The organism is Streptomyces sp. NPDC102278 (assembly GCF_044766345.1).
GTDB lineage: Bacteria > Actinomycetota > Actinomycetes > Streptomycetales > Streptomycetaceae > Streptomyces.
Map to the genome: position 1 here is coordinate 254,001 of NZ_JBIWLV010000003.1, position 13,267 is coordinate 267,267.

General features: G+C 70.8%; 16 protein-coding genes. 11 read left to right on the forward strand and 5 right to left on the reverse strand.

The features are described 5' to 3' along the window. Positions 1–69: 69 nt before the first annotated feature. A complete protein-coding gene (locus ACIRO3_RS10170) occupies positions 70–555 on the forward strand; it encodes a ribose-5-phosphate isomerase (protein ID WP_365997843.1) in 486 nt (161 codons plus the stop codon). Positions 556–758: 203 nt separating this feature from the next. Next, positions 759–1,565: a DNA-formamidopyrimidine glycosylase family protein gene (locus ACIRO3_RS10175; protein ID WP_365997844.1), complete on the forward strand. Its 807-nt coding sequence runs from the start codon at positions 759–761 to the stop codon at positions 1,563–1,565. A gap of 49 nt (positions 1,566–1,614) precedes the next feature. Here ACIRO3_RS10175 and ACIRO3_RS10180 read toward each other — a convergent pair whose 3' ends face one another. Further along, positions 1,615–2,850: a GNAT family N-acetyltransferase gene (locus ACIRO3_RS10180; RefSeq protein WP_366150336.1), complete on the reverse strand. Its 1,236-nt coding sequence runs from the start codon at positions 2,848–2,850 to the stop codon at positions 1,615–1,617. Positions 2,851–2,994: 144 nt separating this feature from the next. On the opposite strand from ACIRO3_RS10180, the gene ACIRO3_RS10185 reads away from it, so the two are divergent. The 4 genes from ACIRO3_RS10185 to ACIRO3_RS10200 all read left to right on the forward strand — a co-directional run bounded on the left by ACIRO3_RS10185 (position 2,995) and on the right by ACIRO3_RS10200 (position 6,911). Next, positions 2,995–4,110 (forward strand): PP2C family protein-serine/threonine phosphatase, encoded by a 1,116-nt coding sequence (locus ACIRO3_RS10185; protein WP_404134587.1) that lies wholly within the window; start codon positions 2,995–2,997, stop codon positions 4,108–4,110. 596 nt (positions 4,111–4,706) lie between these two features. Further along, entirely contained in the window at positions 4,707–6,098 is a 1,392-nt protein-coding gene (locus ACIRO3_RS10190; RefSeq protein ID WP_404134590.1) for a pyridoxal phosphate-dependent decarboxylase family protein, read from the forward strand. Next, the gene (locus tag ACIRO3_RS10195) at positions 6,095–6,550 is read left to right on the forward strand and encodes an HD domain-containing protein (RefSeq protein ID WP_361774350.1); all 456 of its coding nucleotides are present in this window, start codon (positions 6,095–6,097) and stop codon (positions 6,548–6,550) included. Before ACIRO3_RS10190 ends, ACIRO3_RS10195 begins: the two co-directional genes overlap by 4 nt. A gap of 166 nt (positions 6,551–6,716) precedes the next feature. Further along, complete coding sequence (locus tag ACIRO3_RS10200; protein WP_053674919.1) at positions 6,717–6,911, forward strand: hypothetical protein; 195 nt, start codon at positions 6,717–6,719, stop codon at positions 6,909–6,911. Between the two features lie 93 nt (positions 6,912–7,004). On the opposite strand, the gene ACIRO3_RS10205 is transcribed toward ACIRO3_RS10200, so the two are convergent. Together ACIRO3_RS10205 and ACIRO3_RS10210 are read right to left on the reverse strand one after the other, a co-directional pair. Beyond that, on the reverse strand, positions 7,005–7,976 hold the full coding sequence (locus ACIRO3_RS10205; protein ID WP_404134593.1) for an HNH endonuclease: 972 nt from the start codon (positions 7,974–7,976) through the stop codon (positions 7,005–7,007). Positions 7,977–8,791: 815 nt separating this feature from the next. Then, on the reverse strand, positions 8,792–9,496 hold the full coding sequence (locus ACIRO3_RS10210) for a hypothetical protein (RefSeq protein ID WP_404134596.1): 705 nt from the start codon (positions 9,494–9,496) through the stop codon (positions 8,792–8,794). 433 nt (positions 9,497–9,929) lie between these two features. On the opposite strand from ACIRO3_RS10210, the gene ACIRO3_RS10215 reads away from it, so the two are divergent. Beyond that, a complete protein-coding gene (locus tag ACIRO3_RS10215; protein WP_404134599.1) occupies positions 9,930–10,319 on the forward strand; it encodes a hypothetical protein in 390 nt (129 codons plus the stop codon). Here ACIRO3_RS10215 and ACIRO3_RS10220 read toward each other — a convergent pair. Continuing rightward, positions 10,304–10,540 carry a hypothetical protein gene (locus ACIRO3_RS10220; RefSeq protein WP_404134602.1) on the reverse strand — a complete coding sequence of 79 codons (237 nt, stop codon included), beginning with the start codon at positions 10,538–10,540 and terminating at the stop codon, positions 10,304–10,306. The two genes, ACIRO3_RS10215 and ACIRO3_RS10220, sit on opposite strands and share 16 nt — an antisense overlap. Positions 10,541–10,627: 87 nt before the next feature. Next, the gene (locus tag ACIRO3_RS10225) at positions 10,628–11,383 is read right to left on the reverse strand and encodes a GntR family transcriptional regulator (protein ID WP_404134604.1); all 756 of its coding nucleotides are present in this window, start codon (positions 11,381–11,383) and stop codon (positions 10,628–10,630) included. Between the two features lie 78 nt (positions 11,384–11,461). On the opposite strand from ACIRO3_RS10225, the gene ACIRO3_RS10230 reads away from it, so the two are divergent. The 4 genes from ACIRO3_RS10230 to ACIRO3_RS10245 all read left to right on the forward strand — a co-directional run bounded on the left by ACIRO3_RS10230 (position 11,462) and on the right by ACIRO3_RS10245 (position 13,240). Further along, positions 11,462–11,740 (forward strand): hypothetical protein, encoded by a 279-nt coding sequence (locus ACIRO3_RS10230; protein WP_404134607.1) that lies wholly within the window; start codon positions 11,462–11,464, stop codon positions 11,738–11,740. Between the two features lie 251 nt (positions 11,741–11,991). After that, on the forward strand, positions 11,992–12,216 hold the full coding sequence (locus ACIRO3_RS10235; RefSeq protein WP_267841208.1) for a hypothetical protein: 225 nt from the start codon (positions 11,992–11,994) through the stop codon (positions 12,214–12,216). Beyond that, positions 12,213–12,941 carry a GntR family transcriptional regulator gene (locus ACIRO3_RS10240; RefSeq protein ID WP_404134610.1) on the forward strand — a complete coding sequence of 243 codons (729 nt, stop codon included), beginning with the start codon at positions 12,213–12,215 and terminating at the stop codon, positions 12,939–12,941. Before ACIRO3_RS10235 ends, ACIRO3_RS10240 begins: the two co-directional genes overlap by 4 nt. Next, entirely contained in the window at positions 12,938–13,240 is a 303-nt protein-coding gene (locus tag ACIRO3_RS10245; RefSeq protein ID WP_404134612.1) for a hypothetical protein, read from the forward strand. Before ACIRO3_RS10240 ends, ACIRO3_RS10245 begins: the two co-directional genes overlap by 4 nt. The last annotated feature ends 27 nt before the right edge of the window (positions 13,241–13,267 follow it).

Below are 13,267 nucleotides of genomic sequence, written 5' to 3' on the forward strand. Positions count from 1 at the left end.
TGAGGTTGAGAAGTGATTTACGCGACACCCACTGCGGGCCGCGGGTCCGGCACGTGCCACACTCGACCCATGCGCGTGTACCTCGGATCCGACCATGCCGGCTTTGAGCTCAAGAACCACCTGGTGGACTGGCTCAAGAACAACGGCCACGAGCCCGTCGACTGCGGGCCCCACATCTACGACGCGGTGGACGACTACCCGCCCTTCTGCCTGCGGGCCGCGGAGCGGACCGCCCAGGACGGCGAGAGCCTCGGCATCGTGATCGGCGGTTCCGGCAACGGCGAGCAGATCGCCGCGAACAAGGTCAAGGGCGTCCGCGCGATCCTCGCCTGGAGCGTGGAGACCGCCAAGCTCGGCCGCGAGCACAACAACGCCAACGTGATCTCCGTCGGCGGTCGGATGCACACGCAGGACGAGGCCGTCAGCTTCATCGAGGCCTTCCTGGCGACCCCGTACTCCGGCGAGGAGCGCCACACCCGCCGCATCGACATGCTCTCCGCCTACGAGCTGACCGGCGAGCTCCCCCCGATCCCGGCCCACCACCCGCAGGCCTGACACCCCTCCGCCGTGCCGCCGGGAATCCCGGTGGCACGGCGGTTTCGTGTCGTGGCCCGGCCGCGCGCGGTCACCGCGGTGCGGCCCGGCCGTCCGGCCGTCGTGTCGTCCGGCCCGTCGTGACGTCCCGCCGTCGTGACGTCCCGCCGTCGTGCCGTCCCGCCGTCGTGCCGTCCCGTCCTCGTGTCTCAAGGAGCAGCGCCGTGCCCGAGGGGCATACGATCCACCGCCTCGCCCAGGAACACACCGAGCGGTTCGCCGGCCGCCCGGTCCGGGTCACCAGCCCGCAGGGCCGGTTCGCCGAGAGCGCCGCGCTGCTCGACGGCCGCGAACTGGAGAGCGCCGAGGCACACGGCAAGCACCTCTTCCTGGAGCTCGGGGACGCCTGGATCCACATCCACCTCGGCCTCTTCGGCAAGCTCGGCCTCGGCCCCGCCCCGGCCCCGCCCGCCACGGACACCGTGCGGCTGCGCCTGCTGAACGCGGACCACTGGGCCGACCTGCGCGGCCCCACCGCCTGCGCGATGATCGGCGACGGCGAGAAGAAGGCGATACACGACCGGCTCGGCCCCGACCCGCTGCGCCCGGCCGACGACCCGGACCGGGCCTGGGCCCGGATCTCCCGCTCCCGCACCACCGTCGCGGCCCTGCTCATGGACCAGAAGGTGATCGCGGGCGTCGGCAACGTCTACCGCGCGGAGGTCCTCTTCCGGCACGGGATCGACCCCTACCGCCTCGGCAGGGACCTCACCCGCCGCGAATGGGACGCGATCTGGGCCGACCTGGTCCTGTTGATGCGCGAAGGCGTACGGAACAACCGGATCGACACCGTCCGCGACGAACACCTGCCCGAGGCCATGGGACGCCCGCCCAGGGTGGACGACCACGGCGGGGAGGTGTACGTCTACCGGAGGGCGAACATGCCCTGTCACCTCTGCGGGGGCGAGATCCGCACCGCCGATCTCGCCGCCCGCAACCTCTTCTGGTGCCCCGACTGCCAAACCCGCTAGCACCCGGCGCCGCCTCCCGGACCCGTGCGCCTCCCGGAACCGTCCCGCGTCAGAACCCGTGCGGCAGCCAGGGGGCCACATCGCCCCGGAAGGCGCGCGAGGCCTCGGTCAGGGCCCCCGGGCGCAGCTCGCGGACCCGCCCGGCGGCGGCCAGCGAGCCGAGGGTGATCCCGCCCAGGTAGGCGGACCCCAGTTCCCGGACGGACAGTTCCAACTCGGCCGGCTCGGCCGTCCGCACGCAGGACGCGCCGCCCTTCTCGTCGACCGTCAGCCGCCACCGCCCCTCGTTCCACGGGCAGAACGCGTCCTCCACCTCCAGGACCACGTCCAGCGGCGCCCCGTACGCCCGCGCCTCCAGCGCCGCGGGGACGTCCACGAGCCGCACGTGCAGCGCGTCGCGCGGGAACGGCCGGGACCGCCGGATGTCACTGACCAGGTGCAGCACCGGATCGTCCACCGGCCGCCTGGTCGCCCGTACGGAAGAGGTCAGGTCGATCTCGAAGAGGTAGCGCCACAGCGCGGCCGTGGCCGCCGGATCCAGCGCGTCCAGGTCGGCCAGATCGACCCGGCCCTCGGCGCCGGTCAACTCCCAGTCGGGCTTCACCCGATAGCGGGCGTACCCGACCACCTCCCCGTCCGGCCGCTCCGCCACCACGCACTTCAGCGGTGACCCACCGCCCCGCAGGCTCTCCGGGTCCAGCAGCGCCTGCCGCTCCCAGCCCGGCTGCCGGGCCGGCATCCCGGGCCGCCGGGGAACCAGCTCGGCGTACACCCGTTCGCAGTCGGGCAGCGCCTTCTCCGGGTCCACCAGCCGCAGCACGACCTCGTCCGTGCCCGGCGGCACCGTGAGTCGTACCCGGACCGTGTCGATGTCGACGGCCAAGGCGTACGCACCGGTGCCGTAGCCGAAGCGTCCGTAGATCGCCGGTTCCGAGGCCGTCAGCACGGCGAGGGCCTCGCCACCCGCCCGGACGTCGTCCAATTGGCGGCGCATCATCGACGTCAACACCCCGCGCCGACGGTGCGTCGGCGCCACACCGACCATGGTCACCCCCGCCGCCGGCACCACCGCGCCGCCGGGGACGGAGAGCCGGAAACTGAAGGCGCCGGCCGAACCCACGCAGGTCCCGCCGTCCCAGACGCCGAGCGAACGCTCGGGCTCCGTCAGAGACTTGTACAGTTCCCGTTCCGTCGACGAGTCGGGCACACCGCCGAACGCCAGTTCCAAGTGGTCGTACCAGGCATCCCACTCATCAGCCTTCAATACGCGCGTCTCAAGAGCCATCCGACCATCCTTACCAGGGCATTCCGCCCCAGTCGAAATGATTTCGAGCGGCGGGGGACCTCAGGTCCGGGGGTACCCCTGCGCACGCACAGCCAGGATGGATAGGGTCCCGATGCAATGGCCGGAGCACGTGTGGAGACGCTCATGGCCCGGACACGCATGCTGTGGCACCGGGCCCGTACCGCCCTGCGCAAATCGGCGGTCGACTATTTCCGCGGCGACGGCTCGGACTGGCTCGCCTTCGGCGGCCTGCTCCTGACCATTCCCGCGACAGCGTGCGGCACGCTGATGATGCCCGTCTGGTTTTCGCCGGCCGCACTGGTCCTGCCCATCGTGGCCGGCGGCCTGCTGCTCAGACCCGCCAGCCTGCTCGCGCTCTACGCCGCCTCCGCGGCCGCCCTGATCGTCGAGGCCCTGGTCCTCGGCCCGTACACCCAGGGCCCCGCCCGGGTCACCCCGGGCACCGTCCTCGTCGTCGCCGCCTGCGGGTTCTTCGGGCTGGTCATCGCCCAGTTCCGCAGCCGCGTCGGCGTGCCCTGGCGACGCGGCGGCACCATGCTCTTCGACCTGCGCGAACGGATCCGGGTCCAGAGCAAACTGCCCTCCCTGCCCCCCGGCTGGCACCGCGAGATGGCCCTGCGCCCGGCCGGCGGCCAGTCCTTCTCCGGCGACTTCGTCGTCGCCGCCCGCACCAACGGCGGCCGCACCCTGGAGATCGTCCTGACCGACGTCTCCGGCAAGGGCATGGAGGCGGGCTCCCGCGCACTGCTGCTGTCCGGCGCGTTCGGCGGCCTGCTGGGCGCCCTCCCGCCGCACGGCTTCCTGCCCGCCGCCAACGGCTACCTCCTGCGCCAGGACTGGGAGGAGGGCTTCGCCACCTCCATCCACCTCGTCCTGGACCTGAAGAGCGGCGACTACGAACTGCTCTCCGCCGGCCACCTCCCCGCCCTCCAACTCTCCGCCGGCACCGGCCGCTGGCAGGAGGTCTCCGGCGAGGGCCCGCTCCTCGGCGTCTACGACGGGGCCGAGTTCGAGCCCGCCCGCGGCAACCTGCGGCGCGGCGACGTCCTGATGCTCTTCACCGACGGCCTCGTCGAGACCGCCGACCGCGACATCAGCGAGGGCATCGACCGCCTCACCGGCGAAGCCGACCGCTACGTCGCCGCGGGCTGGGAGGGCGCCGCCTGGCACCTCATCGAGAAGGTCGCCAAGGACGTCAACGACGACCGGGCCCTGCTGCTGATCCGCCGCTCCATGTGAGCCGGTGGGTTCCCCGCTACGCCCTGCCCCCCGCTGCCCTGCCCGCCGCTGCCTCTGCCCCTCGCTGCCCTGCCCGCCGCTGCCTTCCGCCGACCCGCCCGGTCCCGCGAGGGTCCGTACCCGGACGTGATCCCTGGCGCCGGGGTCCGGCCGGGGGCCCGGTCCGGGGGCTGGCCGGGGGCTCGCTCGGGGCCCTGCCCGCGACCCGGCCCGGGGCCCGGCCCGGGGCCCTGCCCGCGACCCGGCCCGGGGCCCGGCCCGGGGCCCTGCCCGCGACCCGGCCCGCGACCCGGCCCGGGGCCCTGCCCGCGACCCGGCCCGGGGCCCGGCCCGGGGCCCTGCCCGGGACCCTGCCCGCGACCCGGCCCGCGACCCTGCCCGCGACCCAGCCCGGGGCTCTGCCCGCGACCCTGCCCGCGACCCGGCCCGCGACCCTGCCCGGGGCCCAGCTCGGGGTCCAGCCGGGGACCCGGCCCGGGGCCCGGCCCGGGGCCCGGCTCGGGGTCCAGCCGGGGGCCCGGTCCGCAGGATCACCGCGGGCCACTGCCACCCGATTGGCCCGCCCCCGCAAACCCGCGAAGACCTACCGTGCCCCCATGCACCACACCCTCGCCGCCGACCTCGCCCGCCTCCCCGACCTCCTCGACGCCACCCGCCGGGCGGCCGTCGAGACCCTCGCCGGCCTGGACACGCGTCCCGTCGTACCCCTGCGCCCCACCGCGGAACCGCGCCCCGAACCGCTCCCCGTTCACGGCGCCGGCGCCTCCGCCGCCCTGGACGCCTTCCAACGCCGCTGGGCCCCCCTCCTGTCGGCCTCCGCGGGCCCCCGCTACCTCGGCTTCGTCACCGGCGGCGCCACCCCCGCCGCCCTCGCCGGCGACTGGCTGACCGCCGCCCACGACCAGAACTCCAACTCCGCCCTCGACGGCGCCGGCCAAGACCTCGAACGCGAGACCGTCTCCTGGCTCCGCGACCTCTTCGGCCTGTCCGAGGCCCACACCGGCACCTTCCTCAGCGGCGCGACCATGTCCAACACCACCGGCCTCGCCATCGCCCGCGAATGGCTCGGCGAGCGGCGCGGCATCTCCGTGTCCGAGGACGGCGCTGCGGCGCTCGGCCCCGTCCGCGTCCTCTCCGGCGCCCCGCACTCCTCCATCGCCAAGGCCCTCTCCGTCCTCGGCCTCGGCCGCAACGCCCTGGTACCCGTCCCCACCCTCCCGGGCCGCGAGGCCGTCGACCCCGCCGCCCTCGACCGGGCCCTCGCGGACACCCCCGGCCCGGCCGTCGTCGTCGCCAACGCCGGTACCGTCAACACCGTCGACTTCGACGACCTCCGCGCCATCGCCGCCCTGCGCGAACGCCACGACTTCTGGCTCCACACCGACGCCGCCTTCGGCGCCTTCGCCGCGCTCTCCCCGGCACACGCCCACCTCGTCGACGGACTCGACGCCTCCGACTCGGTCTGCGTCGACCTGCACAAATGGCTGAACGTCCCCTACGACAGCGCCGTCCAGTTCACCCGCCGCCGCGACCTCCAGGCCCGCGTCTTCCAGAACGCCGCCGCCTACCTCGGGCCCCTCGGCGACCACCCCGACCTGGTCCACCTCACCCCGGAGAACTCCCACCGACTGCGCGCCCTCGCCGCCTGGTTCACGCTCCACGCGTACGGCCGTGAGGGCCACCGGGAGATCGTCGAACGCGACATCGCCTGCGCCCGCTCCCTGGCCGAGGAACTCTCCGCGGACCCCGCCTTCCGGATCCTGGCCCCGGTCCGCCTCAACGTCGTCTGCCTCACCCTCGCCGAGACCCCCACCGCGGCCCGCCTGACGGCCCTGCGCGAAGCCGTCCGGGCGGACGTCTTCCTCACCCCCACCGTCTACGCGGGAACCCCCGCCCTGCGCGCCGCGTTCTCCAACTGGCGTACCACCCAGGCGGACGTACACCGGGCCGCGCAGGCTCTCCGCAAGGCAGCAAGGGAGCTCACATGACGGATCGCGCCCTGACCCTCATCGAGGTCGAGGCCCTCGCCCGCGCGGCGCACGAGGGCCAGACCGACAAAGCCGGCCGCCCCTACGCCGAGCACCTCGCGGCCGTCGCCGAAGGCGTCCGCCTGCGCGGAGGCACCGCCGAACAACAGGCGGCGGCCTGGCTCCACGACGCGATCGAGGACGACGCCCTCACCCCGGACTGGCTCGAATCGGCCGCTCTGCCCACCCCCGTCAAGGACATGGTCCTCGCCCTCACCAAGATCCCGGGCGAACCGGTCGAGGGGTACGCGGCCCGCATCCTCGCGACCCCGGGCGCCCTCCTGGTCAAGGAGGCCGACCTGGCGCACAACGCCGACCCGGTACGCCTGTCGATACTCGACACCCCCACGCGCGAGCGCCTGTCCGCCAAGTACGCGCACGTGCGCTCCCTCCTCGGCCTCACCACCCCATGACCCCCGCGCCGCGCCCGAAACACACGCCCCTCACATCCCGTTGACGGCAAAGTCACCATGCCTATTCGTCACGGGACGGATAGTCAGGCCCGGTTGGTGGGAGGATGGTGCATGTGGGGGCATGGGCCCCAGGCCGACCAGGGGACGACCGAAGGTGTGATCAGTAGTGGCCATTTCGCTGTCAGTGGTGGTTCTGTTGGCGATCATCCTGGTGATCCTGATCCGCGGCAAGCACATCAAGGCCGGTCCCGCGATCATCGCGGTCCTCTTCGGCTTCTTCCTGGCGTCCAGCTCCATCGCCCCGGACGTCAACCGCTTCCTCAACTCCCTGGCGGACACGATCGCCGGCATCAAACTCTGAGCGCGCCTCGCAACCCGCAGCAATCGACGAGCCGAGCCCACCACGGTGCGCCCGGCCCGTCCGTCGCACACCGCACGACCGACGCCCAGCACGTCACCAGGTGGCGACCGTCGCGGAATAGTGGGAGCCGATCACATCGCGATCGAGCCCGATCCCCGCGGGGATCCGCAGCGGCAAGCCGTTCAGATCGGGATAGGAGTGGTAGCCGGCCAGGCTCGGCGCGACGTGTATCACGAGGTCGTCCGGTCGAATGGCCAACAACCCGCTGTCGAAGAGTCGATGGATGTCCGAGCGCAGCAGCAGCCCTTCCTCGACGCGGTGTCGTGCGGTCTCCGCGAAGGGACGCAAGTGCGCCGCCTCCAGCACCTCCGCGGGTGCAGGTCCGGTCATGGCGCAGATCAGCCCGTACCGGCGGATCAAGGCCCGCCGGAAGGCGTCCTGCCCCCGCCGCACGGCCACGTCCGCCCGCGTGTGACCTCCGGGCAGCACGAAGGGGCGATGCCGTCGCCCCTCCCGATCCGGGAGCCGGACCCCCCGGGACACGACGGCCGCCACGGTCTTCGCGCGGTCCATCGCCCTGATCGACTGCTGAGCGGAATTGCTCAGGCTCAACTCCGACAACTGTGCCTTCCCCAGACATCCCTCGAGCGGCTGCCAGGTTCCCCCGTAGTGAGCCCGGTACTCCGTCACCCGAATCGACTCCACCCGAGGGTGATCGAAAGCGGTCTGGCACGGGCTGCACTTGTAGCGCGGAAGGTCCCTCGTCCGCTCCTTGAAGCTCGTGCTCCTGCAGACCGGACAACGCCTTCGGTCCTTCGGGCGGTCGTGAAACACCTCCAGTTCCTCGATGTAGCCGATGCCCAGAGCCTCACGCCCGTTGCGCACCACAACGAGATCGCCCTGTTCGACCTGCTGATGATTCCCGACCGTCGAGTCGTAGCCGTAGGACTCCTCCACCACGTCCTCGTAGCCGTCGTTTCCCTGGAACTGCCGTTCGTCCCCGGCGACCAGGAACGACCAGGCCCTGCCCCCGATGACCGCCGCCGCGTTCTCCATCCTGTCCATCCGGAGAGGATAGAAGTGCCCGCCGGCAACGGAGTTGACCCGCGGTCAGGCCGGTCATGCCATGTCACGGCGATCAGCTCGCAGCACCGGGAAACGAACCCGCGCAGCTGGTGTGAGAGCGGCAACTGGCGGGCGACGAGGAAGCCTCGAAGGCTGCCCTGACCGCCCTCATCGACGGCGCCGAGCATGTCGTATGGGAGGAGCCGGGATTGTCCTCCGAGATCTATGCCCGGGGCCATGAGAGCCGGCGTAGTTCGTACCAACGACGGGGCGTGGACACCCTAGGCCTGGAACGAGGGGTGCAACTACTTCGCGAGCACGCCCGGCCGATCCGCAAAGGGAAGATCACAGCCGTCGACAGCGCATGGAGTTTCCAACTCTTCCTCACCGAAGACGGTGGCGCGCTGGTGGCCTGCATCGGCCTACGGCGACCCGAGCGGCGCCCACCCCAATAGCGGTTCGCTCGGCGGGTCGGACATCGCCCTGGGACTGCTCCAGACCCTCCATGACCGAATTGTGGAAGGAAAAGCTCCGCGGCCCGGCAGGGTGCGGTCAAGAACATCCTCTGCGCCTCGCCGAGGTCGCATCCGACCACCCGCATCGTCACCATGACCGCGTCGACGCCGTCACAGCGGATCTCCTTCAGGAAATCCTGTAGAGCCCCACCGTCGTGACTCTCATCCCAGACGGGCTGCGCCGTCACGGCCAGGCCTGCTATCCGGGCCATTCGCTCCGCGTCCACAGTGGGTTGCCCTCTCTTGCGCTCGCCAGGTGCTCGGGATGGTGCCGGGGGTGGGCCATCGACCGACGGGGATCTATCTCGTGGGCCGGAACAGCCATCGTTCGATCTCATCGACACCGACACGGCGCCCGAGGCGGCCGCTCTCCTCCCGGGCCCATCGGTCCAGGAGCGCGGAGTACCGGGCGCAGGTGTTGATGGGCCATTCGCCTCTACCGAGCGAATCCCATCCGCAGTTGTTCCTGAGCGTGGTGGCCACCCGAGAGTCCAGGATCGCGCACGGGTGATCGAGAGCGCCGCCGCCGGCGAAGTACAGGACCTTGGTCGAGAACGCCGGGCCCAGGTACGCGATTGCGTTGCGCCCTCCTGGACGCAGAGCCTCGTACGCCTTCGCGGGATCCTCGCGGGCTGCCCACAGAGCCCGGCGTAGAGCCGCCACGGCGGAGGACCGGTTGTCCGCCACGGCTCGGATGCGCTTGCGGTTGAGGCGGAGCTTCATGCCGCTGCCCCAGGCGAGGACTCGCCAGAGAAACCGGAGCAGTTCCGTTTCGGAACTCGTATCGAGGTTGGCCGCGTCCGTGAACAAGTCGCCGCGACTGAGCTGGGCGACATCCGGTCCGGTCACCGGAGCACCAGGCAGGCGAGCTACGGCCATCGCGGTGTTCCACCAGTCGGGGGCGATGGCAATGGTGTGGCCGTCGATCCGCTCCGGCCGCGGCCGGGCAAGAGCGTCGCGGCACGCGCGCGGCAACCGCAGGCGGGACAGATCGGTGGGTGGCATGGCCCCATCCTGCCGCCGGGAGGGTGACTTTGATGGTCACGCCCGCCCGCGCCGACCAGTGTGCGCTGAAGGAGACCTCGTACATCCTGGCCGGCGCCGTGGATACCGAGCCCCGCTCCCCGGGAACGCATCAGGGCCAGGTCGAGGAAACATCCTCTGACCTGGCCCTGAGCCGTTGAGAGCGGGTGACGGGAATCGAACCCGCGTAGCTAGTTTGGAAGATCGCGTACGCCCCCAACCCCTCACCAGCCAAGCCCCTGACCTGCACGCCCCCGCCCAGTTAGCCGACATTCCCCGAGGCTCCCCGCAGAAGCCCGTCTGTTCGGGCACGCAGGGGGCACGGCCGCCAGGCCTCAGGGGATAGCAGCGGCCGAGCGGCATACGCGGTTGCGGTACGTCCCTGTCGCGTCGCAGGATGCCACAGGGGGTGGCCATGGAACGGGACCAGTTGCTGCAGCTGCTGGTTGGCGACGACGAAGCGTCGAAGGCTGCGCTGGCCGCCCTTGCCGAGGGCGACGACTTCGTCGTGTGGGAGGACGGAACCTTGTCCTCCGAGACCCAAGCTCGTAGGTATGCAAACCGACGTGGGTCGTTGCGGCGAAGGGGGATAGAGACCCTGGGCCTGGAACGAGCGGTGCAACTGTTTCGTGAGCGTGACCAGCCGCTCCGCCTAGGGAAGATCACATCCGTCGACAGGTCACGGGTTTTCATGCTCTTCCTCACCGAAGACGGGAGCGCACTGGTGGCCTGCATCGGCGGGCACCGGCCCGATGAGCACCCTCCCCGGCAGGAGTTCGGTCGGCCGGGTCAGACGTCGTCCTGAGCCCGCTCAAGGCCTTCCACGAACGCATTGTGGAAGGCGAGCTCGGCGGCGCGGCAGGGGGCCGTGACGAACATCTGCTGAGCCTCGCCGAGGCTGCACCCGACCACCTGCCTGGTCACCATGACCGCGTCCACGCCGTCACAGCCGATCTCCTTCAGGAAAGTCTGTAGAACCCCACCGTCGCGGCCCTCGTCCCAGACGGGCTGCGCCGCCACTGCCAAGTCCGATATCCGAGCCTTTCGCTCCGCGTCCACAGCGTGTTGCCCTCTCGTGCGCTCGTCAGGTGCTCGGGATGCCGCGGAGGCGGGCTAGCGGCCCACAGGGATCTCATAGACGACCTCGCACAACGCGGCAGGGATGACGATGTCCGCGGTCTCCACGGGCTGCCCCTGGTCGCTGTAGTACGTCCGCCGGATGTGCGTAACGAGGGCGGCCTTCTGGATCCCCAGAAGCGACGCCTCCTCGGCGGTCGCGTGCCGCGGCTCCGGCTGCTCCACGGCGTGGCCGACCGTGATCCCAATGACGGCCATCCGGTTCACGACGCCAACGCCGGCGTGCGGCCCACCCTCGGGCAGGACAACCAGCGTGCCGGCGGTGAGCTCGTACGGCTCCCAGCTCGTCGACAACTGCACTGGCCTGCCATCGGCAAGGAACTCGTACACCGTGCGCACGCACGGCTCCCCGACCGCGATCCCGAGACGCGCGGCAATCTCGGCCGGCGCGGGAACCTTCGCCTCGGTCCGGCTCTCCCAGTTCCCCTGCCTGCCCAAGGCCTGCATGTCCGCACGGAACGGCGAGCCACCCGGCTGCTCACGAGCTGACGACCGGACAACCCGCACGCGCTCCCGTGGCTCCGTTACGTACGTCCCCGAACCCGCACGCCCCTCCAGCACACCCTGGGAGATCAAGAGCTCCTGCGCTCGACGAACGACGTTCTCGCCGACCCCACACTCCTCGGCGATCTGCGCTCGCGAAGGCAGCCGGTCACCAGCGCTCCACTCGTGCTCCGCGATCCGCTGCCGCAGTACGTCGGCGATACGGAGATAAGGCGGCTGCTCAGGCATGTAGAAAATCTAGTCCACTAGCTCTAATCTAGTTAACTAGCTTCACTCAACGTGTTCACTCGGCGACGGAGGTCCTCTGTGCCCGCTTCGAAAGCCGGGGCCGAGGACATCGCCTCCCGACTGTCCGCCTTGGGGCTGACCACGCGAGTGGAGGAGCACGCTCGCTACACGTCGATCGAATCGGAGGTACCGGAATCGCTGCCCGCCGAATCGTGGCGGGAGGTCCTGCAAGTAGTCGCGGAGGCTGACCGGTTCGGTCTCCTCGCCAGCAGCCTGACCGGCCGCACTCTCTGGGCCGCTGTACGCAGAGCGGTCCCCGCGACGGGCGACGTCCGGGGACCTGGCCATCAGCAATAGGAGCTGATCAGCATGTCGAACCGTACGATCCCCACCACCGCCCGCACCAGTGGGCACCCCCTCCGGCCGGCATTACCGGTCGGTGCAAACGCCACCCCCTACCGGTCGAGCTCGTGCGCGATCGGCACTCACAGCGATTGCGCGCAGTCGTCCCCGGCCACGGCCCCGATCGGTGTGCCTGTGACCTACGAGGCCTGCGACTGCCTCTGCCACGACACGGACAACGGCTCCCAGCTGCGGCGGGTGACCCCGTGAAGGGATGGACACCCAGCGGCGCTGTCGCCACGAACGTCGAGATCACCTCAGCCACCGTCCAGCGCGGCGACGTGATCCAAATCGGCGGCCAACCGTGCCGCGTCATCGACCTGATCCAACTCCCCGCCAGCGCCAAGCGGCTCTGCTTCGAGTCGGGCGAACTGCTGACGATGCACGCCCGAACCCGCTTCATCGCCCTCCGGATGCGGAGGAACTGGTGACCCAACCCGCATCGTCCCGCCGACAGGCCATCGCGGACGACCTCCGGAATCAGATCTCGACGGGCCGCTTGAAGGCCGGCGAACGACTCCCCTCCGAAGCCCAACTAGCCGCCCGCTACGCGGTCAGCACACCCACCCTGCGGAACGCCCTCGCGCTCCTCCAGGCCGAAGGCCTCGTAGAGAAGATCCACGGCAGCGGCAACTTCGTCCGCCACCCGCTCCGCAGGGCCAGGTACGTCGGCGGCGGATCCACGCCGTGCGCATTGACCGCGGCCGAGGGGGAGCTCCACACCACCATCCGCACCACCAACCTGGGAGCGCACGGTCACCTGACCGCCCTCCTCCGGGTCTCGCCCCGAAGTCCCCTGACGGAATTCCTGTGCCTCACCCACGAGGGGAAGACACCGCACAGCCTGGCTCGCATCTACATACCGCGAGACCTGGCGCCGGCCGACGTCCCGGAAGGCCTGTTAGCCGCACGACTGGCATACCTGCGCCCACCGCTGGCCGTGGTCCAGGAAACGGTGAGCACCCGCCTCCCCACTCCAGACGAAGCGACGACCCTTCGCATCGGCTCAACCCTGGCCGTCCTCTCGATCACCCGCGTGGCAACCGACACCGCCGGCCGCGTGGTCGAGGCGGCCATCCTCGCCCTCCCCGGCGATCACGCCGATGCCGTCTTCACCACACACCACATGACCGAAGCCAGCAGGGCGGAACAATGACACCCCACAACGAACTGCGACTCCTCCCGTGGTCGGGCCCCGACGGCAAAAACTGCTTCCTGAGCGCCGACGACAATGCCGGCTATCTGTCCCGCCTCGCTGACAACACTGAAGCGGTGCAACTCGGATTGGGTTCGGAACTCCTGGACCACGCTTGCGAAGTCCTATCGGACGAGCACGTGGACCCGGACGAACTCCGCCTCCTAGTAACGGACTTGACCGGAGCCCTGAGGGACGCGGTACGAGTAGCAGCTAGCCGGGGCCACCGTCTAGCGACCACCAGCCTTCTCCACCGCTAGGAACGTACTGAAGTTCCCTCCAGCTTG

Bases quoted from the DNA above. Each gene is read 5' to 3' on its own strand.
- ACIRO3_RS10170 (WP_365997843.1), top strand. From the start codon at position 70: ATGCGCGTGTACCTCGGATCCGACCATGCCGGCTTTGAGCTCAAGAAC.
- ACIRO3_RS10180 (WP_366150336.1), bottom strand. From the start codon at position 2,850: ATGGCTCTTGAGACGCGCGTATTGAAGGCTGATGAGTGGGATGCCTGG.
- ACIRO3_RS10185 (WP_404134587.1), top strand. From the start codon at position 2,995: ATGGCCCGGACACGCATGCTGTGGCACCGGGCCCGTACCGCCCTGCGC.
- ACIRO3_RS10190 (WP_404134590.1), top strand. From the start codon at position 4,707: ATGCACCACACCCTCGCCGCCGACCTCGCCCGCCTCCCCGACCTCCTC.
- ACIRO3_RS10195 (WP_361774350.1), top strand. From the start codon at position 6,095: ATGACGGATCGCGCCCTGACCCTCATCGAGGTCGAGGCCCTCGCCCGC.
- ACIRO3_RS10205 (WP_404134593.1), bottom strand. From the start codon at position 7,976: ATGGACAGGATGGAGAACGCGGCGGCGGTCATCGGGGGCAGGGCCTGG.
- ACIRO3_RS10210 (WP_404134596.1), bottom strand. From the start codon at position 9,496: ATGCCACCCACCGATCTGTCCCGCCTGCGGTTGCCGCGCGCGTGCCGC.
- ACIRO3_RS10215 (WP_404134599.1), top strand. From the start codon at position 9,930: ATGGAACGGGACCAGTTGCTGCAGCTGCTGGTTGGCGACGACGAAGCG.
- ACIRO3_RS10225 (WP_404134604.1), bottom strand. From the start codon at position 11,383: ATGCCTGAGCAGCCGCCTTATCTCCGTATCGCCGACGTACTGCGGCAG.
- ACIRO3_RS10245 (WP_404134612.1), top strand. From the start codon at position 12,938: ATGACACCCCACAACGAACTGCGACTCCTCCCGTGGTCGGGCCCCGAC.